We start from the raw sequence: 18,870 nt of genomic DNA on the forward strand, positions 1-18,870 counted from the left end.
GTTGACGAGCGGGGGGCATGGGGGCTGTCGTGACGGAGCGGACACTGCTGGGCAGATACCGGCTGACGGAGCGCATCGGCGCCGGAGGCATGGGCGTCGTGTGGCGTGCCGAGGACCTGGTCCTGCACCGGGTACGCACCGGCAAGAAGCGCTGGCACCACCCGGACCTCAGGTCGCCCATGCAGGCCGAGCCCGATGAGCCCTTGATCCTCACGGTCGGCGGGAAAGGCACCGGCCTGGTGCGGGTCGACCCGGAAACCGGCGAGCGGGGCCCGGTCCGACGACTGCCCGACAAGCAGGTGGAGTGGGTGCAGGCGTTCGGCGACACGGTGTACGCGCAGTGCGTCGACCGCCCCTTCGACCCGAAGGATCCCGAAGCGGATCGGGGCGGTCCACGCCTGTACGCGGTCGACCTCAAGGAGTTCGGGTAGGCACCGCCCCTCGCCGCCCCCCTCCCGCCATCACCGACTCCCCTTTTAGTCGCCTTGACGATAAGCACGTCGGAGCAATATCGTCCAGGTGACGAAAAACGGGAGGGGTTTCACCATGGCCGACATCACCCGGCGCCTGGGCCTGCGTCATCTGCGGTCCGCGCCGACCGCCCACATCCGCCACCACAGGAACGGCAAGCTCGCCCACGACGGACCCGGGCTGAGCTTCTGGTTCCGGCCGTTGAGCGCCGCGCTGTCCGAAGTACCGGTGGACGACCGCGAGTTGGCGGTGGCCTTCCACGCGCGCACTGCGGACTTCCAGGACGTCACGGTCCAGGCCGCGGTCACCTACCGGATCAGCGACCCGGCGGCGGCCGCCGCCCGCCTGGACTTCTCCGTCGACCCCGACACCGGGGTCTGGCGGTCCGCTCCCCTGGAGCAACTGTCCACGCTGCTCACCGAGTCGGCCCAGCAGCACGCCCTGGACGTCCTCGCCCGGATGCCGCTCTCGGCCGCGCTCGCGGAGGGCGTCGCGGCGGTACGGGACCGGGTCCGCACGGGCCTCGGCTCCGAGCCGCGGCTGCCTGCCACCGGCATCGAGGTGGTCGCCGTGCGCGTGGTGGCGATCCGGCCCGAGCCCGAGGTGGAGCGCGCGCTGCGCACCCCGGCCCGCGAGCGCATCCAGCAGGACGCGGACAGCGCCACCTTCGAGCGCCGGGCCGTGGCCGTGGAGCGCGAGCGCGCCATCGCCGAGAACGAGCTGGCGAGCCGCATCGAACTCGCCCGCCAGGAAGAGGAGTTGGTGGCCAGGCGCGGCACCAACGCGCGCCGCGAGGCCGAGGAGAAGGCCGCCGCGGACGCCGTGCGCACCGAGGCCGAGGCCGCCCGCACGGTGGCGCTCGCCCGGGCGGAGGCCGAGGCGGCCCGCACCGTCGGCGAGGCACGCGCCGCCGCGCAGCGGTCCTGGCTGGCGGCCCACGCGAGCGCCGACCCTGCGACCCTGCACGCCCTGGCGGCGGCACGGCTCGCCGAGAACGTGCCGCGCATCGAGAGCCTGACGCTGACGCCGGACGTGGTGACGGGGCTGTTGGGGCGGCTGGGACGCGGTGGGGGCACCGGGGCCGGTGCGGGCGCCGAGGAGGGTGCGGCTGCGGCGGCCGGTGCGGACGCGGGTGCCGGTGGCGGTCCGGGCGCGGGGGCCGGTGCCGACCCGAGCGCGCGCGGCGGTCGTCGCGGTGCGCGCGGCGGCGACGGCCCGGCCGAAGGACGGCGGTCATGACCCTCGCCCCGCGCGCCGTCCTCGTCCACCGCACCACCGAGTACGAGGAGTTGATCGCCCGGCACGGCACGCACGGGCAGGCCGCGTTCTTCCTGTCCTCGCGCGGCCGGGAGATCGACGAGGTGGCCGGGCGGCACCGGCGGGCGCAGCGGGCGCTCGCCGACGTGGCGGCCGCGGTGCCGCTCCGGTGGCGGACCGCGCGGGTGGAGCGGGCCGACCTGGACCGGTTCCTGTTCGGCCCGGAGGACGTGGTGGTCGTGGTGGGGCAGGACGGGCTCGTGGCCAACGCCGCCAAGTACCTGGCGGGGCAGCCCGTGGTGGGCGTCGACACCGAGCCGGGCCGCAACCCCGGTGTGCTGGTGCGGCACCGGGCGTCCGACGCGGCGAAGCTCCTTCCGCACGCGGCGGCGGGGGCGGCCGGGGCCGACGAGCTCACCATGGTCGAGGCGGTGACCGACGACGGCCAGCGGCTGAGCGCGCTCAACGAGATCTACGTCGGCGCCGCCGGGCACCAGACGGCCCGCTACCGCCTCAGCTCCGGCGCGGCCCCCGAGGGCGCGGAGGCCCAGGCGTCCTCCGGCGTGGTGGTCGGCACCGGCACGGGCGCCACCGGCTGGCTGGGGTCGCTGCGACGGCAGGCCGGGGGCGGCCCGCGCCCGCCGGAGCCGCACGAGGCGCGCCTGCTGTGGTTCGTACGGGAGGCCTGGCCGTCCCCGACGACCGGCACCTCCCTGGTCCACGGCCAACTGATCGCCGGCGAACGCCTGTGGCTCACCGCCGAGTCGGACCACCTGGTGGCCTTCGGCGACGGCATGGAGTCCGACGCCCTCGGGCTCGGCTGGGGGCAGAGCGTGCGGGTGGGCGTGGCGGAGGGGGCGCTGCGGCTGGTGGGCTGAGGGCACGGGCACCCCCGCCCAGGCCGTCCGACCAGGGGATTGCAGGTTTACCCAAGACTCACCCGGCTTCATGGACGCATCGTGGCGCTTCCGGGGCATCACGCACGGCCTGACGCCCCGCCACCTGGTCCACCCGCGGCGGAAAGCAGGGACGAGTGATCGAGGCATCCTTCACGACCGAGAGTCTGCCGCCGGAGGACCGGTTCGCCTGCTGGCACGAGCTGGCGAGCCGCGTCGTCGTTCCCACGCACATACGCTGCGACGACGAGGCCGGCTTCCGGGCCACGTCGCTGACGCGGGGCTCGCACACCCTCCAGGGGACGACGTCCACGGTGCGTTCGTTCCGCGCGGAACGGACCCAGAAGCTCGTCCGCAGGTCGGATCCGGAGCAGTACGTGCTCGACATCACCCGCACCGGTGTCGCCGCGGTCGGCCAAGGCAGCCGGGAGACCCTCCTCAGGGCCGGTGACGTGGTCCTCATCGACTCCTCGCTGCCGTTCCGCGCGCGGCACACGACCGGCACCCACGAGGGCCTCGTCCTCCCCAAGAGCCTGCTGCCGTTCCCGCCGCAGGACATGGCACCCCTGCTGGCCCAGCGTCTGCCCGGCGGCACTCATCCACTGTGTCCACGAGGCCCTCAGCGCGGGCTCCCGCTACCGGGACATCGAACTCCTCCGCCTCCTCGACACCGCCCTCGAACTGCTGGTCACCTTGCTGGCGCATGAACTCCACACCCTGCACGCCCTCCCACCCGAGAGCCACCAACAGGCCCTGCTCGCCCGCGTCCAGTCCTTCATCCACCACCACCTGGGCGACCCGGACCTCTCCCCCCAGACCGTCGCCGACGCCCACCACATCTCCCTGCGCCGCCTGCAACAGGTCCTCGCCGCCGCGGGCACGGCCCCCGCGGCCCTGATCCGGCGCAAGCGACTCCAGCAGTGCCATCGGGCCCTGACGGACCCGGGGCAGAGCGGACGCACCATCCGGACCATCGCCGCCCGCTGGGGCTTCGCGAGCCAGGCCCACTTCACCCGGCTCTTCCGCGCGGCCTACGGCGTACCCCCCGGGGAGTTCCGGGCCTCCCACAGCCCTTCCGTGCGCGAACCGGCGAGCGCCGTGCGCGACTAGCCGCCGACAGCGCGGCGCGCGGGCCCGCACGCCGACGAAGATCGCAGGTGGGGGCCGGTGCGGAGGGCTTCGGCGGGTAGGGCAGGATGGGCGGCCGTGTCATCGCGCACGGGAGCGAACCGGCCGATCTTGGGAGCGTATTGATGGACCGAGCCCTCACTCTGCACGACTGGACAGTCGCCGGCATAGCGGTGTTCTGCGGACTCGCCGCGGCGCTGCTGTCGCGGACGACGCTGCGCTGGCTCGGGGAGCGGGCGAGCCGTACGCGGTGGGGCGGGGACGACGTCATCGTCGACGCCGCCCGCGCGCTCGTGCCGTGTGCGGCGGTCGCGGGCGGGATCGCCGCGGCGGCGGCCGCGCTGCCGCTGACGCCGCGTACCGGACGTACCGTCACCCTCGTCCTGTCGGCGCTGCTCATCCTGGCGGCCACGGTCACCGCGGCCCGGATCGTCGCGGGGCTCGTCAAGTCGCTCGCCCAGTCGCGCTCCGGCGTGGCCGGCTCGGCGACGATATTCGTGAACATCAGCCGGGTCGTGGTGCTCGCGATCGGCTGTCTGGTGGTGCTGCAGACGCTGGGCGTCTCCATCGCGCCGCTCCTGACCGCGCTCGGCGTGGGCGGTCTCGCGGTCGCGCTCGCCCTCCAGGACACCCTCGCGAACCTGTTCGCGGGCGTGCACATCCTCGCCGCGAAGACCGTGCAGCCGGGTGACTACATTGAGCTGACCAGCGGTGAGGAGGGCTACGTCGTCGACATCAACTGGCGCAACACCTCCGTGCGCAACCTCTCCAACAACCTGGTCATCATCCCCAACGCCAAGCTCGCGGGCACCAACATGACCAACTACAGCCGCCCCGAGCAGGAGTTGTCGATCATGGTGCAGGCGGGCGTCGGCTACGACGCCGACCTCGACCGGGTCGAGCAGGTCACCGTCGAGGTCGTCGACGAGGTGATGAAGGACATCACGGGGGCCGTCCCCGACCACGAGGCCGCCATCCGCTTCCACACCTTCGGTGACTCCCGGATCGGTTTCACGGTGATCCTCGGCGTCGGTGAGTTCAGCGACCAGTACCGGATCAAGCACGAGTTCATCAAGCGGCTGCACCGGCGCTACCGCGCCGAGGGCATCCCCGTGCCCGCCCCCACGCGCACGGTGACCGTGCGACAGGGCGAGCTTCCCGCGCTCATCCCCCACCAGAGGGAATCGGCGCGGGGCGACGCGGCGGCCGTGCCGTCGGTGGCTCGGGACGACGGTCGGGTCTGATCGGGGCGCGACCCTCACGTACGGGCTCGAAAGCCCTTGCATAAGAGGGCTTTGGGGGGTCACGAACTGCCCGTAGGGGAGCAAAACCAGTCGCATATGACGGGCGGGCAGTCACCCCGGTCCGGGCTCGCGGGCCACGCCCCCGTCGTACAGCGGCGGAATGTCCGCCCCCGGATGATGGGTCGGTCATTTCCGGCCGATTGCCAAAAGTAGTTGAAAAGCTACGCCTTGTGGTCACGGAACCGCGCGAAGACGATCGGCCCCTGCCCGTCTTCGAGGAGGTTCCCCGTGAACGATCGCCTTTCGCTCTCTCCGGATTCAGCACGGCAACTCGCGACCGCCACCAAGACCGCGCCGCAGATGCGCGGCACCACGCCCCGCTATCTGCTGCGCGCCCTGCCCTGGGTGGACCTCAAGTCCGGTGTGTACCGCGTGAACCGGCGCCGCACCTTCGTGCTCGGCGACGACCGCATCAGCACCCACACCGACAGCGGCTCCCCCCGCGTCATACCGGGTGACCTGCGCGAACTGCCGTATCTGCGGGACGCGGAGGAGTCCTGCCTCACCGAACTCGCGGGCGCCTTCACCGAGGTCAGCTTCGAGGCCGGGCAGGTGCTCGCCCAGGAGGGCGACCCCGCCGAGCGGCTGTGGATCATCGTCCAGGGCCGCGCCGAGAAGCGCGTGACCGGGCGCTACGGCGAGGAACAGCTGATCGAGGTCATCGGCGACGGCCAGTTCTTCGACCTCGGCGCCTGGACCCGCGAGGAGCAGACCCCGTACCGCGTCAAGGCCCTCACCCCCGGTACCGCCCTGTGCGCCGACCGCAGCGCCCTCGCCGCGCTCGCCGACCGCGACGAGCGGGTCCACACCTCCATGGCCGCGTACGTCTCCGGCAACGGCGTCCGCCCCGGCGCCGAGGTCCCGGTCGACCTCGCCTCCGGCCACATCGGCGAGCCCGACCTGCCGGCCACCTACGTCGACTACGAGGACGCGCCCCGCGAGTACCACATGACGCTCGCGCAGACGATCCTGCGCGTCCACACCCGCGTCCACGACGTCTACAGCGGCGACGTCGACCAGACCCGCCAGCAGGCGCTGCTCACCATCGAGGCGCTGCGCGAGCGGCAGGAGGCGGCGCTGCTCAACCATCCCGAGTTCGGCCTCTTCAACAGCGTGACGTCGGGCCAGCGGGTGCAGACGCGCACCGGGTCGCCGACCCCCGACGACCTCGACGAGCTGCTCTCGAAGGTGTGGAAGCAGCCCAGCTTCTTCCTCGCGCACCCGAAGGCCATCGCCGCGTTCGGCCGTGAATGTACGCGGCGGGGTGTGCCCCCGGTGACGGACAGCCGCTTCGGCAGCCCGCTGCTCACCTGGCGCGGCGTGCCGCTGCTCCCGTCGGACAAGGTGCCGTTCAGCAACGGCGTGAGCGGCAACGGTTCCGGGGCGGCCCTCGGCACCACGGAGATCCTGCTCATGCGGATGGGCGAGGCCGACCGGGGCGTGGTCGGGCTGCGGCCCGCGGAGGTCGCCGACGAGGTCGAACCGGGTCTGTCCATGCGGAACATGGGCACGGACCAGAAGGGCATCAGCTCGTACCTGATGACGGCGTACTTCAACACGGCGGTGCTCGTCGAGGACGCCATCGCGGTGCTCCAGAACGTCGAGGTGAACAACTACCATGACTACTCCTGATCTCAGGGCGCTGCTGCGTTCCCCTGAGCAGGTGCCGTCGCCGACGGCCACCTCGGCAGCCGGGATCCCGGCGACTCCGGCGGTGCCCGCGACCGGCGTGCCTGAGGCGGTGGCCCCCGCCGAGACGCCGACGGGCACCGCGAGCGTGCCCGCCGTGCCCCCGGCCGACCTCTCCGGTCTCGCCACCACGGCCCCCGGCGCCTTCTCCCCCGAAGCCGCCCGCAAGGACGTCCCGATCCTGCACCGCACCGTCAACGGGCATCCGCTCGTCTGGCTCGACAACGGGGCGACCACGCAGAAGCCGCGGCAGGTGATCGAGGCCGTCAGCGCGTACTACAGCGCGGCCAACTCCAACATCCACCGCGGCGCGCACACCATGGCGCGCGAGGCGACGGAGCTGTACGAGGCGGGGCGGAACGCGGTCGCCCAGTTCCTGGGGGCGCCCTCGCCCGACACGGTCATGTTCGTGCGGGGCACCACCGAGGCGATCAACCTGGTGGCGCAGAGCTGGGGCCGCGCCCACCTCGGGCCGGGGGACGACATCCTCGTGCCCGTCCTGGAGCACCACTCGGACATCGTCCCCTGGCAGTTGATCGCCGAGGAGACGCGGGCGCGGGTCGTCCCCGTGCCGTTGACACCGGACGGCGAGATCGACCAGGCCGCGTACGCCGACCTGCTGTCCGCGCGCACCCAGATGGTCGTGGTCAGCCAGGCCTCGAACGTGCTCGGCACCGTGCCGCCGGTGCGCGAGATGACGGCCCTCGCACATCGCTACGGCGCGAAGGTCCTGGTGGACGGCGCGCAGGCGGTGGCCCACATGCCGGTGGACGTCCAGGAGTTGGGGGCGGACTTCTACGCCTTCTCCGGGCACAAACTGTTCGCGCCCACGGGCATCGGCGCCCTGTACGCGACGCCGGAGGCCATGGCGGAGATGCGGCCGTGGCAGGGCGGCGGCAACATGATCCAGTCGGTGAGCTTCGAGCGGACGACGTTCGCGGCGATGCCGCACATGATGGAGGCCGGGACCGGCCATATCTCGGGTGTGGTCGGCCTGTTGGCGGCGATCGACTGGCTGCGGGGCTTCGACCAGAACGCCGTGGCGGCGTACGAGCAGCAGCTCATGACGTACGCGATGCAGGCGATGGCGACCGTGCCGGGCGTGGAGGTGATCGGGTCGGCGGCCGAGCGGATCGCGGTGCTGACCTTCACGATGGCGGGCCACGATCCGGCGTCGATCGCGGACTGGCTCGACCGGGACGGGATCGCGGTCCGCGCGGGCCACCACTGCGCGCAGCCCGCGCTCGCGCACTACGGCCTGGAGTCGGCGGCCCGCGCCTCGTTCGCGCTGTACAACACCTCCGACGAGGTGGACCAGTTGGTGGCGTCGCTGCGGCGGCTCGGTCAGTCCGGTCAGTCCGGTCAGTCCGGTCAGTCCGGCGAGTCCGGCCAGCCCAGTCAGGGCGCCCCGGCGCAGCAGGCGTGATCCGGCGGGATCCGGGGCCGTCAGCCCGTGGGGCGGCGGCTCCGGGTCCTGAAGTGGAACACGATCAGGCCGATGACGGCGAAGGACGCGGCCCAGATCAGGCCGAGGCCGAGATAGCGCCACAGGACGGTGTCGCCGAGCGAGCCGCCCACGGAGAACTGCATCGGGCCGAACGAGGGGAAGTACTGCAGGACCGGCTTGTTGGCGGCCGGGTTGCCGAGCGGGTTCTGCAGGAACGTGTCGGTGAGGCCGCCCATGATGATGAGGAAGAAGCCCTCCAGGTCGTTCTTGACCAGGACGCCGAGCAGCAGGCCGAGCGAGCCGTAGGTGAGCGTCATGGTGACGAACCCGGCGAGGATCGTCGCCCAGCCGGTGAACCCGGGGCGCCAGTAGAGCAGCAGCGCCAGGGCGGTGTAGAGCGCGATGGTGCCCGCGACGATGCCGATGGCGAGCATCTTGGCGCCGATGAGGGTGGACTGGCCGAACCCGGCGAAGGCGAGGCGCTTGTCGAAGGCCAGGGCCTTGCGGACGGCGTCGAAGACGACGAAGCCGGAGATCATCGTGAGGGAGTTCAGCCCGGCGGTGATGAGCGTGATGTGCTTGCCGTTGACGTCGAGCATCTCGCCCGTGGCGTACAGCTTGAAGTCCAGGCCCTTGTCGCCCGCGATGGACGTCATCAGGAGATACCACAGCGGCACGAACAGGAGCAGGAGCAGCGCGGCGAGGCGGTTGCGGCTCTGCTCCCGCACGGAGAAGCGCAGCGCGGTCGGGAACTGGCCGTGGAGCGGGGTGCCTTGGAGGGTGTCAGGCGCCGGCATGGCTGGGCTCCTTCACGGTCGCGTCGCGCGGGGTGAGGCGGCCGTCGACGAGGTCGGCGAGGACGTCGAAGCGCTCCTGCTCGAAGACGAGGTGGGTGATGACGACGACGGCCTTGTCCCGCTCGTGCAGTTGGTCGACGAGGTCCCAGAAGCGCAGGTACGTCTCCCAGTCGAAGCCCTGGTACGGCTCGTCGAGGAGCAGGACGTCCGGGTCGTGCAGGAGTGCGAGGGTCAGGTTGAGCTTCTGGCGGGTGCCGCCGGACAGGTCGCCCGCCGCGGTGTCGCGGTACTTCTCGTAGCCGAGCAGGCGGACGAGTTCGTCCGCGCGGTCCAGGGTGGTCAGGCGGTGGGCGGCGGCGAAGTAGCGCAGGTGCTGGTCGACGGTGAGGTTGGCGTTGAGGACGGGGTCCTGCGGGCAGTAGCCGAGGGCGCCGCCGAGGGTGACCTCGCCGCGGTCGACGTGCAGCGTGCCCGCGATCGCCTTCAGGAGCGTCGACTTGCCGGAGCCGTTCTCTCCGACCACGGCGACCAGCTGCCCGGGCTCGACGGTGAGGTCCACGCCGCGCAGCACCTGATGTCGGCCGTAGGACTTGTGGATGTCCCGGGCGGTGAGTGCGGGCTCGGGCCGAGTGGTCATGCCTGGCCTCCTTCTGCTTGCGGTGCCGGGGGAGTCGCGTTCAGCCCGCCCGCGTAGATGCTCAGGAGCTCCGGGCCCCAGCGGGCCAGGCCCGCCGCCGACAGGGGGTCGACGCCGAGCACTCCGGTGAGCTGGTCGCGCAGCAGGAACACCGAGAGGTCGTTGACCAGCAGGAGCGCGGCGCGAACCTGCGGGTCGCCGCCCCGTGCGGCGGCGCCCGACTCGGCGAGGTCGTCCAGGGTCTCCCTGCTCATCGCGTACAGCCGCCGGAACAGGCCGCGGCCCGCCTCCGTGTCGGACAGCAGGAGCCTGCGCAGATAGCCGGGCAGGGGTGAGCCGACCGGCAGGTGGCGCAGGAAGACCTCGCCGAGGGAACGCGCCGCGGCCGTCGACTCGTCGAGCAGCTCCGGGCCGCTCTCGCCGGTCAGCTCGCTGAGCATGCCCTCGAAGACCGTGATGACGTACTGGTCGACCTCTTGGCGCAGGCCGTCCTTGGAGCGGAAGTGGTGCACCACGAGCCCCGGTGAGACTCCGGCCGCGGTGGCGATCTGCCGGACGGTGACCACGTCGGGGCCGTGCACGGCGAAGAGGCGCAGGGCCTCGTCTCTGATGACCGCCCGTGTGGTGCGATCCTCGGGCATTGAACGCATGTACAGCAGACTAAACGCTCGTTCAATCGCCTGTCCAGTGCCCCAGGTGACGGGGCGCCGTCAGTCATCCGTGGAGGGCCGGGGCGCCCGCCTCCACGGATGCCTCCACGGATGACTGAGACGGATATCCGGAAATTGGTCGGGGACCGCGCGAGCAAAACCCGTCAGGTGATCGATGACACCCGGACACCGCCCCTGCAAAACTCGTGCCGGGTCGAAAGAACAGGGCCAAGAGGGGGCCAAAGGGGGACTTGCACTCTCTTCTCTCCGAGCGGCCAGTGCTGCCCTTTGCCGTCCAGTGATGCCGTTTGCTGCCACCGGGGGGAACGTCATGCACATCAATATCCTGGGTCCCGTATCCGTGGCCGCCGACGGGGAACTCCACGGAATTCAGGCCGACAAGGTGCGGGCCATGCTGGCGACGCTCGCCCTCGACGCGGGCCGCGCGGTCGCGCACGGGGACCTCGCCGACGAGCTGTGGGCGGGCCGCCCGCTCGGCAACACCCGCAACGCCCTCCAGGCGCACGCCACCCGGCTGCGCAAGGTGCTCGACGGCCACCGTCCGTGCCGCCGGGGCGCGACCGTCCTGCGTGCGGTGCGCGGCGGCTATCTGCTCGACGTGCCGCCCGGCTGCGTCGACGGCGACCGCTTCCTGGACCTCGCCACGCGCGGCGCTGCGGCGCTGTCCGTGGCCCCCGAGCGCGCGATCGAGCTGCTGCAGGCCGCACTGGAGCTGTGGCGGGGGCCCGCGCTGCTCGACGCGGGGGACGGGCTGCGCTGCCGGGGTGCGGCCGCGCTCTTCGACGAGCGGCGCCTGACGGTCCGGGAGGACCTGATCAGGGCCCGGCTCACGGTCGGCGACGCCGCCCGCGCGGTGGCCGAGCTGCGCCGCCTCGTGGCGCAGCACCCGCTGCGCGAGCGCTTCTGCGAGCTTTTGATGCTCGGCCTGTACCGCACCGGGCGGCAGGCGGAGGCACTGGAGCTGTTCCATGTCACGCGGCGGCGGCTCGACGAGGAGCTGGGAGTGCAGCCCGGAATCGTGCTCCAGCGGCGGCACACGGAAATCCTGTCGCAGGATCCGGCGCTTTCCCTTTCAACCGCCACAGCGGCCACGTGAATCGCGGCGAACGCCTTGACGCCGGTTCCGCACCAGCGGCCCCACTCCTGGAAATACGGCGTCGGGAAGTGTGTCCTCGCGCGCTCCACAAGAATTCGTCGCCGGGTACGACATCCGGTTCTCCCTAAGAAACATCTGGTTCGCCGACCGCAGGAGCAGCCGCGTGATGACCTCCGATCCGCCCCCGCCCGGGGCCGCCCCCGCCCGGCCCGGCGAGCCCGTCGCCATCGTGGGCGTCGCGGCGCTCGACCCGGGCACGCTGGATGACGTCGTCGTGGACGTCGCCCGGTTCGGCATCCCGCCCCTGCAGGCCAGGTCCATGAACCGGATGCAGTTGCTGATGCTGGAGACGGCCCGCCGGTGCCTGGCCGACGCGGGCCACCCGGCGCGGCCCCTGCCCGCCGAGCGCACCGACGTCGTCGCCGGCCTGTGCTTCGCCCTCGACCGGCAGCACGCGAACGCCCTGCGGGTCGAACTGCCCGGGTACGCCCGCGAGGTGGAGCGCGCGGCCGTCGCCGCGGGCGCCGATCCGGACAGCGCCGCCCGCGCCGGGGACGAGCTGCGCGGGCTGCTCACGCGTCGGCTCGGCGGCTCCCCGCACGACCGGGTCGGCGAGATGGCCAGCACGATCCCGGCGCGCATCGCGGCGGCCTTCACACTCCACGGCCGCACCCTCGCCGTGGAATCCGCGGAGGCCACGTCGTTCGTGGCCCTCGCCCACGCACTGGAACAACTGCGGGCCGAGGGCTCGGACGCGGTCCTCGTCCTGACGGGTCAGCGGGACGAGAGCCCTTATGCGGCTTGGGCGTTGGACGAGAAGGGGCGGGGTGGTGGGGGGTGGGGGTCCGGTGAGGGGGTGACGCCCGGCGCGGGAGCGGCGCTTCGTGCGGGGAGGCACTCCGGCACGGGACAACCCTCCGGTACGCGACAACCCTCCGAGCCGCGGCAACCCTCCGGCCCCGAAGCCCCACCGGCCCCCGGCCCCTCCCCCGACGTTCCCCCGTCCGCCCGGCCCCTCACCCAAGGGGTCGGTGCCGTCCTCCTCAAGCGGCTCTCGGACGCCGTTCGCGACCAGGACCGCGTCTACGCCACGATCCTCGACTGCACCCTGCGCCACGACCCGCGGCCCGGCTGCTTCCGCCCGTCGCGCTCCGCCGAGCTGCGGCAGCACACGGCCGCCGCGTCGCTGCGGGCGGCCGGGGTCGAGCCGGACACGGTGCAGTACGTCGAGTATGTGGACTCCGCCGTCACCTCCGGGGTCGAGGGCACGGCCGTCCTCGCCGGACTCGTGGCCACGGGTGCCCCGAACGCCCCCGTGGCCACCCCCGACCCCACCGGCCCCGAAGCCGCGCCCGGGCCGCCCCACCACCCGCCGGACGCCGTCCGTCTCGGCACCGGCGACGGCCGCGCCTTCGCGCACGCGGGACTCGCCTCCCTGCTGAAGGTCGCCCTGGCCCTGCACCGGGGCCGCTATCCCGACCAGGCAGCCGCTCATGACGCCGGGTCGGACGGCACGGCGACCCGGCCGCCGCAGCCGGGCGCACCCTGGCCGACGGGCGTGCGGGCCGGCGTGCCGCGCCGCGCCGTGGTCCAAGGGGCGTCCCTCACGGGCACGTTCAGCCACCTCGTACTGGAGGAACACCCCGGCCCGAGGGCGGGCGGGCTCCGAGCCGGGGACCGCCCGGGCCCCCGGGGGCGTACCCGCCGCGCCTGGGCCGCCGCCGCGCGGGCCGTGCCGGTCGCGGTGGTCGGGCTCGGCGGACGGTTCGCCGGGGCCGTGGACGCCGCCGGGTTCTGGCGTGTCGTGTCCTCGGGCCGGACCCGGATCGGGCCGGTGCCGGACGCGGTGCTCGACCGGGACCTGTACCACTCCCCCGGCGCCCTCAGCCTCACCCACTCGTACACCGACCAGGGCGGTCACGTGCCGGTGCCCGACGAGCCGCCGGAGGACCTGGCGGTCCTCCCGCCCCGGTACGCGGCGCTCGACGGCGCGCAGCAGCTCGCGCTCGCCGTCGCGGCGGAGTTGTTCGCGCCGCGCCGGGCGCTCAGCGGGCGCGGCGTGGTCGCGGTCGGCGGCACGCTGGGGCCGACGCGGGAGCGGCGCGCCCACGCCGGGCTCGTCCTGGACGGCCTGGAGGAGACGGTCGTGGGGCTCCCGGCGCTCGCCGGCCTCTCCGCGCTGGGGCGCAAGCGGCTCCTGGAGCGGTTGCGGGAGCGTACCGGCCGGGTCGGGGGCGGGCTGCCGCCCGCGCTCCTCGACGGCTGTCTGGCCAGCGGCGTCGCCGCGCTGCTCGCGAACGAGTACGGACTCGACGCGGTGCCGCTCGCCGTGGAGGCGGCCTGCGCGTCGTCGCTCGCCGCGCTCGACATCGCCGTCGCCGCGCTGCGCTCGGGCACGGCGGACTACGCCCTCGCGGGCGGCGTCGAACTGGCCTGCAACGTACGGGACATGGTGCTGTGCTCGGCGCTCGGCCTGCTCTCGCACAGCAGGAACGCGCCGTTCGACGCGGGCGCCGACGGGTTCACCCCGGGTGACGGCTGCGGGCTCTTCCTCCTGAAGCGGTACGACGACGCGCGGCGCGACGGCGACACCGTGCACGGCGTGATCCGTGCCGTCGGCGCGTCCAACGACGCCAAGTCGCTCATCGCCCCGGACGTCGCGGGCCAGGTGCGCGCCATGCAACGGGCATTCGCCCAGGTCGACTTCGAGCCCTGCACCGTCGACTACCTGGAGGCGCACGGCACCGGCACCAAGGTCGGCGACCGCGTCGAGATCGCCGCGGCGGCGCGCCTGTACGCGGGCGGGCCGCGGGCCGAGCCGCTGCGCATCGGCTCGGCGAAGTCGTTCTTCGGGCACACCTTCGCGGCGGCGGGCAGCGCCGGCCTGCTGCGCACGCTGCTCGCCCTGCGGGCCGGGACGCTGCCGCCCAACACACTCCTGCGCACGCTCAATCCGGCGCTCGGCCTCGCCGCCATCCCCGCCGAGATCCTGACCGAGGACAAGCCCTGGACCCGGCCGCCGGGCAGGCCGCGGCGGGCGGCCGTCAGCTCCTTCGGGACCGGCGGCATCAACTACCACGTGCTCGTAGAGGAGCACCGCGAGGAAGGGTCCGGACTGCGATGACCTTCGTCTTCGGCGCCGACGCCGACACGTGTGCCGACAGTGGCAGCGACACCGGTACCGGCGCGGACGCCCAGGCCGACGCCGCCGAGATGTGCCGCATGGTCGAGGCCTTCGCACGGCGCGAACTCGGCGACGTACCGGATCCGTTCGCACCCGCCGAGTTCCGGCGGCGCTGGCTGCTCGCGGGCGGGCAGGGACTCGTCGGCAGCGTGGTGCCGACGGCGTACGGCGGCAGCGGCCTGGACCCGGTCACGGCCGCCGCCGTCCTGGAGGCGCTCGGCCACGGCTCACCGGACACCGGGTTCGCGTTCTCCGTCGCGGCGCACCTGTTCGCCGCGGTGATGCCGATCGTGGAGTTCGGCACGGAGGGGCAGAAACAGCGGTGGCTGCCCGCGCTGTGTTCGGGCGAGCGGATCGCGGCGCACGCCATCACGGAGCCGGAGGCCGGTTCGGACACGCTCGCGCTGCGGACACGGGCGGTGCGCGAGGGCGACCACTACGTCCTGGACGGCACCAAGGCGTTCACGACGAACGCGCCCGTCGCCGACGTGTTCGTCGTGCAGGCGGCGACCGCGCCCGGCGGCGGCTTCTTCGGCCTCACGGCGTTCGTCGTGGAGGCGGACACGCCGGGGCTCACGGTCGGGCCCGCGTACGACAAGGTGGGGCTGCGCGGCTCGCCGACGGCGGATGTGTGCCTGGACGGGTGCGTGGTGCCCGCGAGCCATGTCCTCGGGGCCGAGGGGGCGGGCGCCAGTGTGTTCGCGGGATCCATGAAGTGGGAGCGCACCTGTCTGTTCGCGACGTATCTCGGCGCGATGCGGCGCGTCCTTGACTCCACCGTCGCCCACGTCAAGGAGCGGGAGCAGTTCGGTGTGCCCATCGGCGGCTTCCAGGCGGTGAGTCATCGCGTCGTCGAGATGACGCTGGCCCTGGAGTCGGCGCGGCTGCTGCTCCGCGAGGCGGCGCGGGGCCTGGCGCGGGGCAGCGAGGACGAGGTCGCGCCCGCGCTCGCGAAGCTCGCCGTCAGCGAGGCGGCCGTCCGGATCGGCCTCGACGCGGTCCAGTTGCGGGGCGCGCTCGGCGTCCTCTCGGGCGGCGACGCCGAGACGCTGCTGCGGGACGCGCTGCCCGCCCGCATCTTCTCGGGGACCAACGAGATCCAGAAGAACAACATCGCCCGGGCACTCGGCCTGGGCGGCAACCGCCGTACGGGCGGCAGGCGTTGACCGTACGGACATCGCCCTCCGGCCGACAGCAGGGACCACCCGACCCACCGGCCCACCGACCCACCGACCCACCGACTGACGGGATGTCACTCACCATGTCGCTCACCACATCCGGCACCGCGCGGGACGGCGGCGCCGACGCGTCCGCCGCCACCACCGTCATCGTGCATCGCATCCGGCTGCTCGACGGCGTGGACCCGGAGCGGTTCGAGTCCTGGGTCCGGGACGTCGACTACGCGGCCTGTCCGCGGCTGCCGGGGGTGGTGGCGTTCGCCGTGCAGCGCGTCACGGACGCCGAGGCCGCGTCGCCCGGCGAGTACTTCGAGATCATCGAAGTGACCGATCGAACGGACTTCGAACGGGATATGCGGTCCGACACATTCCGTGGGCTGGTCGCCGAATTCGAGAAGATGGCCATGGTGGTGGCCGAGCTGACCGGCGATCGAGTGGGGTCAGGATACCGGTCGCGATAGTTTTGTGATACGTAATCAGAAGGTGTCGGCATTCCCGGTCGGGAGCCGTTCATCCCTCTTGGCCACGGAATTCGGCGGTCCGCCCAATTGTCGCCATCAAACCTGTTTCATAGGCGATGGCGACGGCCTGGGCGCGTGTGCTCACACCCATCTTCCGGAGCACATGGTGGACATGGGACCGGACGGTCGCGAGCGACACCGAGAGTTTCTCGGCGACCTCCGCGTTGGACTTCCCCTGGGCGAGCAGGACGATCACCTCGGACTCGCGCGGCGTGAGGTCGGCGGCCCGGCGCCCGGTCCCGCACGAACGCCCCTGCTGGGGCAGGCCCTGGAGGCTGCGCCGGGCAGCGGCCGGCATCACCATGGAGGCTCCCGCGCTCACCGTGCGCAGCACGTGGATCAGGTCGTCCGCGGAGGAGTCGGGGGCGAGGACCGCTCTGACGCCGACGCACAGGGCCTCGACGGAACGGTGCGCGGACTCGGCCTTGGCGATCAGGACTATCTTCGTCAGGGCGGCGAGCTCGGCCAGCTCACTGCTGTCGTCGAGGCCGAGCGCGGGCGCCACCACGATCATGACGTGGGGCGTCAGCTCGGCGACGGCCGCGGCGGATTCACGTCCGGTGGTGAATCCGAGGACCTCGAAGTCGGGCTGCTGATCGAGCAGCGCGCGCATCGCCGCGGACATGATCGACTCGTCGCAGCACACCAGGACGCGGATCTTCATGGATCGCCGCCTCACCACGTCCCGCCCGGCCGCGGGCCGCGCCCGCGCCGGTCGCACCGGACCGTCCCTCCCGCCCATCTCGTCCCGCCCGTCACGACATCACGCCCGCACGGGCCGGCCTCCCCGGCCCGCGAGAGGCTTCCGGCACGTGCCCCTTGCAGCAGTTCCCCATCTCGCCGCCCCCCTTTGAATGACACGACCATGTGCCTTCGGGTACCCCTCGTCGCTGCTGCCCGTAAACATTTCCGGTTGCTGTTCGAATCTGCACTTCTCCGTCCGTACGCCCCCCTCTCGCGGCGTATCCGGGCAGACTCACGGGTGCGGAATATGCCGTCCGCACTGCAACATTATGTGGGCGCAACTGGCCGCTGGGCGAGGATTGTTGGAAGAAGCATGAGAATGGCTCGAAACGGCGCGGCGGGAAAGTCAGATCCTCCGCAGGTGTGCGTCGGCAGGGCGGCGTGGGGAGCACGGGAACTCGGTGACGGGCCGGCCGAGGCGGCTCACGAAGAACGCGCGCCCCGGAATGCGAAGGCTCGACTGGAAAGCCGTCCGCAGGTCTTCGTGCTGGAGTACGACGCTCACTGGATGCAGGGCGAGCCCGGCGGTGGTCGCGCACAGCCAGTAATCGGCCAGTCGCGCTCCGCCCTTGACGGCGTCGGCGAGCGTCGGCTCCGTCCGGTCGAAACTCATGGCGACCACGGCGGGCGTCGGCCGCACCATCCGGGCGAGCCCGTGGGCGAGGCGACGGCCGACGAAGCGGTCGTAGCCGACGGGGGCGAGCAGCCGCATCGTCGCGGGCGCGAGGGCGGCACGCAGCGCCTGCCTGCTCGGCCACGACAGCGGCCCGAAGAGCTGGTCGAGGGCGAACCCGTCGCCGCGCGCGGCGGCTTCGGACCGGTCGGCCCGCAGGAACGCGTACGTCTCGCGCCAGGCCTCGCGGTGGCTGAAGTCCCGGCCGCCGTGCTCGGCCACGAAGTCGGCGAACGCGGCGCGGTCGGCGCCGGACGTCAGATGCCGCACGGTCACGTCCGCGCCGCGTGCCGCCGCGCACCCCGAGGGGGCGAGCAGGCCGTCCAGGAGGGCGGGCCGGACGGGTTGGGGGCGGTAGGGGGCGCGGTTGGTGCGGCGGGCGCGGGCGGCGGCGCGCAGGGTACGCAGCTCCGCGCCGCCGTCCGGGGCGCCGGAGCCGACTTCGCCTTCGGCCCCGGCGCCGATCGTGGGCGCGGCGTCGGTCGCGTTCGTGGTCGCAGTCGCGACGCCGACGGCGGTCCGGGCACCGGCCCCGGCCGTGCCCCGGACCTCGGCCCCCACCCCCACCCCCACCCCCGCCCGGCCGCGCAGCCGCGCCACGCACAGCGCCGTCCACGACCGGGGCCAGGTGGTCCCGGGCAGCTCGGCGCCGCGCACCGCCCCCGGGTCCAACGGGCCGTCGGCGAAGCGCAGGGCGTCCACCGACCAGCCCTGCGCCTCCAGGGCCCGCAGCAGGAGCTGCCAGTACAGGCCGCAGCTGAGCAGCATCTCGACGGCGTGGGCGGGCAGCGATCGCAGCTCCCGGTCGCGGTCGAGCCCGAGGACGAGGTACTGAGACGTCTCGTCGGTCCCGTCGCCGCGCCCGCCCCCGGAACCGTCGGCCATCCGAGGCACCCCGACCACTCCGGACACCCCGGCCTCCCCCTCCACCACCCGCGCGGCGGCGGCCCGCGACACCGCGCTCCTGGCCCACGCCACCGCCCACGGCTGACAGTTGTGGGACGAGGGGCTGAGCACGGCGATCCGGGCCGCCTCCCGCAGGGCGTCGGCGAAATCGGCGGAGGCGGTGGAGGCAGCCGCGGCGGAGGCGGCGGAGACAGAGGCAACGGAGGCGGCGGGGGCGGCGGTCGTGGGCGCGGCAGGGGCTCCGGGGGCCGGGGCCCGGTCTGTGGTCATC

16 protein-coding genes and 1 pseudogene are annotated in these 18,870 nt (G+C 73.1%); 12 read left to right on the forward strand and 5 right to left on the reverse strand.

Translation table 11 applies throughout. The features are described 5' to 3' along the window. Window positions 1-29 precede the first annotated feature (29 nt). The 8 genes and pseudogenes from AB6L24_RS05515 to AB6L24_RS05550 all read left to right on the forward strand — a co-directional run bounded on the left by AB6L24_RS05515 (window position 30) and on the right by AB6L24_RS05550 (window position 8,171). Entirely contained in the window at window positions 30-431 is a 402-nt protein-coding gene (locus AB6L24_RS05515; RefSeq protein WP_405652707.1) for a hypothetical protein, read from the forward strand. 115 nt (window positions 432-546) lie between these two features. Further along, window positions 547-1,560, forward strand: a pseudogene (locus AB6L24_RS05520) (SPFH domain-containing protein); the annotation flags it as partial. A gap of 146 nt (window positions 1,561-1,706) precedes the next feature. Continuing rightward, window positions 1,707-2,606, forward strand: coding sequence for a hypothetical protein (locus tag AB6L24_RS05525; RefSeq protein ID WP_405652709.1), 900 nt, complete (start codon window positions 1,707-1,709; stop codon window positions 2,604-2,606). Between the two features lie 155 nt (window positions 2,607-2,761). Continuing rightward, complete coding sequence (locus AB6L24_RS05530) at window positions 2,762-3,331, forward strand: hypothetical protein (RefSeq protein WP_405652711.1); 570 nt, start codon at window positions 2,762-2,764, stop codon at window positions 3,329-3,331. Beyond that, a complete protein-coding gene (locus tag AB6L24_RS05535; protein WP_405652713.1) occupies window positions 3,318-3,734 on the forward strand; it encodes a helix-turn-helix domain-containing protein in 417 nt (138 codons plus the stop codon). The genes AB6L24_RS05530 and AB6L24_RS05535 overlap by 14 nt, the downstream gene beginning before the upstream one ends. 143 nt (window positions 3,735-3,877) lie before the next feature. After that, entirely contained in the window at window positions 3,878-4,996 is a 1,119-nt protein-coding gene (locus tag AB6L24_RS05540) for a mechanosensitive ion channel family protein (RefSeq protein WP_380855615.1), read from the forward strand. Window positions 4,997-5,284: 288 nt separating this feature from the next. Next, window positions 5,285-6,688, forward strand: a complete 1,404-nt coding sequence (locus AB6L24_RS05545) for a family 2B encapsulin nanocompartment shell protein (RefSeq protein WP_405652716.1) — start codon at window positions 5,285-5,287, stop codon at window positions 6,686-6,688. Next, window positions 6,675-8,171 carry a SufS family cysteine desulfurase gene (locus AB6L24_RS05550; RefSeq protein ID WP_405652718.1) on the forward strand — a complete coding sequence of 499 codons (1,497 nt, stop codon included), beginning with the start codon at window positions 6,675-6,677 and terminating at the stop codon, window positions 8,169-8,171. The genes AB6L24_RS05545 and AB6L24_RS05550 overlap by 14 nt, the downstream gene beginning before the upstream one ends. A 20-nt stretch (window positions 8,172-8,191) precedes the next feature. Here the strand turns inward: AB6L24_RS05550 and AB6L24_RS05555 are convergent, their stop codons facing one another. Genes AB6L24_RS05555 through AB6L24_RS05565 form a run of 3 tightly spaced genes read right to left on the reverse strand, consistent with a single transcriptional unit; the run spans window position 8,192 to window position 10,276 of the window. After that, the gene (locus tag AB6L24_RS05555) at window positions 8,192-8,989 is read right to left on the reverse strand and encodes a hypothetical protein (RefSeq protein ID WP_405652720.1); all 798 of its coding nucleotides are present in this window, start codon (window positions 8,987-8,989) and stop codon (window positions 8,192-8,194) included. Beyond that, window positions 8,976-9,626 (reverse strand): ABC transporter ATP-binding protein, encoded by a 651-nt coding sequence (locus AB6L24_RS05560; RefSeq protein ID WP_405652722.1) that lies wholly within the window; start codon window positions 9,624-9,626, stop codon window positions 8,976-8,978. The genes AB6L24_RS05555 and AB6L24_RS05560 overlap by 14 nt, the downstream gene beginning before the upstream one ends. Next, complete coding sequence (locus tag AB6L24_RS05565; RefSeq protein WP_405652724.1) at window positions 9,623-10,276, reverse strand: TetR/AcrR family transcriptional regulator; 654 nt, start codon at window positions 10,274-10,276, stop codon at window positions 9,623-9,625. The genes AB6L24_RS05560 and AB6L24_RS05565 overlap by 4 nt, the downstream gene beginning before the upstream one ends. Window positions 10,277-10,607: 331 nt before the next feature. On the opposite strand from AB6L24_RS05565, the gene AB6L24_RS05570 reads away from it, so the two are divergent. The 4 genes from AB6L24_RS05570 to AB6L24_RS05585 all read left to right on the forward strand — a co-directional run bounded on the left by AB6L24_RS05570 (window position 10,608) and on the right by AB6L24_RS05585 (window position 16,216). After that, window positions 10,608-11,393, forward strand: a complete 786-nt coding sequence (locus AB6L24_RS05570) for a BTAD domain-containing putative transcriptional regulator (RefSeq protein ID WP_405652726.1) — start codon at window positions 10,608-10,610, stop codon at window positions 11,391-11,393. A gap of 166 nt (window positions 11,394-11,559) precedes the next feature. Further along, the gene (locus tag AB6L24_RS05575; protein ID WP_405657051.1) at window positions 11,560-14,517 is read left to right on the forward strand and encodes a polyketide synthase; all 2,958 of its coding nucleotides are present in this window, start codon (window positions 11,560-11,562) and stop codon (window positions 14,515-14,517) included. Then, window positions 14,514-15,743, forward strand: coding sequence for an L-prolyl-[peptidyl-carrier protein] dehydrogenase (gene redW / locus AB6L24_RS05580; protein ID WP_405652729.1), 1,230 nt, complete (start codon window positions 14,514-14,516; stop codon window positions 15,741-15,743). The genes AB6L24_RS05575 and redW overlap by 4 nt, the downstream gene beginning before the upstream one ends. 95 nt (window positions 15,744-15,838) lie before the next feature. Continuing rightward, the gene (locus tag AB6L24_RS05585) at window positions 15,839-16,216 is read left to right on the forward strand and encodes a RedY protein (RefSeq protein ID WP_405652731.1); all 378 of its coding nucleotides are present in this window, start codon (window positions 15,839-15,841) and stop codon (window positions 16,214-16,216) included. Between the two features lie 49 nt (window positions 16,217-16,265). Here AB6L24_RS05585 and AB6L24_RS05590 read toward each other — a convergent pair whose 3' ends face one another. Then, window positions 16,266-16,940 (reverse strand): response regulator transcription factor, encoded by a 675-nt coding sequence (locus AB6L24_RS05590; RefSeq protein WP_405652734.1) that lies wholly within the window; start codon window positions 16,938-16,940, stop codon window positions 16,266-16,268. 426 nt (window positions 16,941-17,366) lie between these two features. Next, on the reverse strand, window positions 17,367-18,869 hold the full coding sequence (locus AB6L24_RS05595; protein ID WP_405652736.1) for a RedV protein: 1,503 nt from the start codon (window positions 18,867-18,869) through the stop codon (window positions 17,367-17,369). Window position 18,870: the final 1 nt, after the last annotated feature.

Source organism: Streptomyces sp. RK9 (assembly GCF_045070545.1).
In the GTDB taxonomy this organism is placed as follows: Bacteria; Actinomycetota; Actinomycetes; order Streptomycetales; family Streptomycetaceae; genus Streptomyces; species Streptomyces alboflavus.

Excerpts from the sequence above, each read along its gene's own strand:
- redW (WP_405652729.1), top strand. The coding sequence starts at position 14,514 with ATGACCTTCGTCTTCGGCGCCGACGCCGACACGTGTGCCGACAGTGGC.
- AB6L24_RS05585 (WP_405652731.1), top strand. The coding sequence starts at position 15,839 with ATGTCGCTCACCACATCCGGCACCGCGCGGGACGGCGGCGCCGACGCG.
- AB6L24_RS05555 (WP_405652720.1), bottom strand. The coding sequence starts at position 8,989 with ATGCCGGCGCCTGACACCCTCCAAGGCACCCCGCTCCACGGCCAGTTC.
- AB6L24_RS05570 (WP_405652726.1), top strand. The coding sequence starts at position 10,608 with ATGCACATCAATATCCTGGGTCCCGTATCCGTGGCCGCCGACGGGGAA.
- AB6L24_RS05575 (WP_405657051.1), top strand. The coding sequence starts at position 11,560 with ATGACCTCCGATCCGCCCCCGCCCGGGGCCGCCCCCGCCCGGCCCGGC.
- AB6L24_RS05595 (WP_405652736.1), bottom strand. The coding sequence starts at position 18,869 with ATGACCACAGACCGGGCCCCGGCCCCCGGAGCCCCTGCCGCGCCCACG.
- AB6L24_RS05565 (WP_405652724.1), bottom strand. The coding sequence starts at position 10,276 with ATGCGTTCAATGCCCGAGGATCGCACCACACGGGCGGTCATCAGAGAC.
- AB6L24_RS05525 (WP_405652709.1), top strand. The coding sequence starts at position 1,707 with ATGACCCTCGCCCCGCGCGCCGTCCTCGTCCACCGCACCACCGAGTAC.
- AB6L24_RS05560 (WP_405652722.1), bottom strand. The coding sequence starts at position 9,626 with ATGACCACTCGGCCCGAGCCCGCACTCACCGCCCGGGACATCCACAAG.
- AB6L24_RS05550 (WP_405652718.1), top strand. The coding sequence starts at position 6,675 with ATGACTACTCCTGATCTCAGGGCGCTGCTGCGTTCCCCTGAGCAGGTG.
- AB6L24_RS05590 (WP_405652734.1), bottom strand. The coding sequence starts at position 16,940 with ATGAAGATCCGCGTCCTGGTGTGCTGCGACGAGTCGATCATGTCCGCG.
- AB6L24_RS05540 (WP_380855615.1), top strand. The coding sequence starts at position 3,878 with ATGGACCGAGCCCTCACTCTGCACGACTGGACAGTCGCCGGCATAGCG.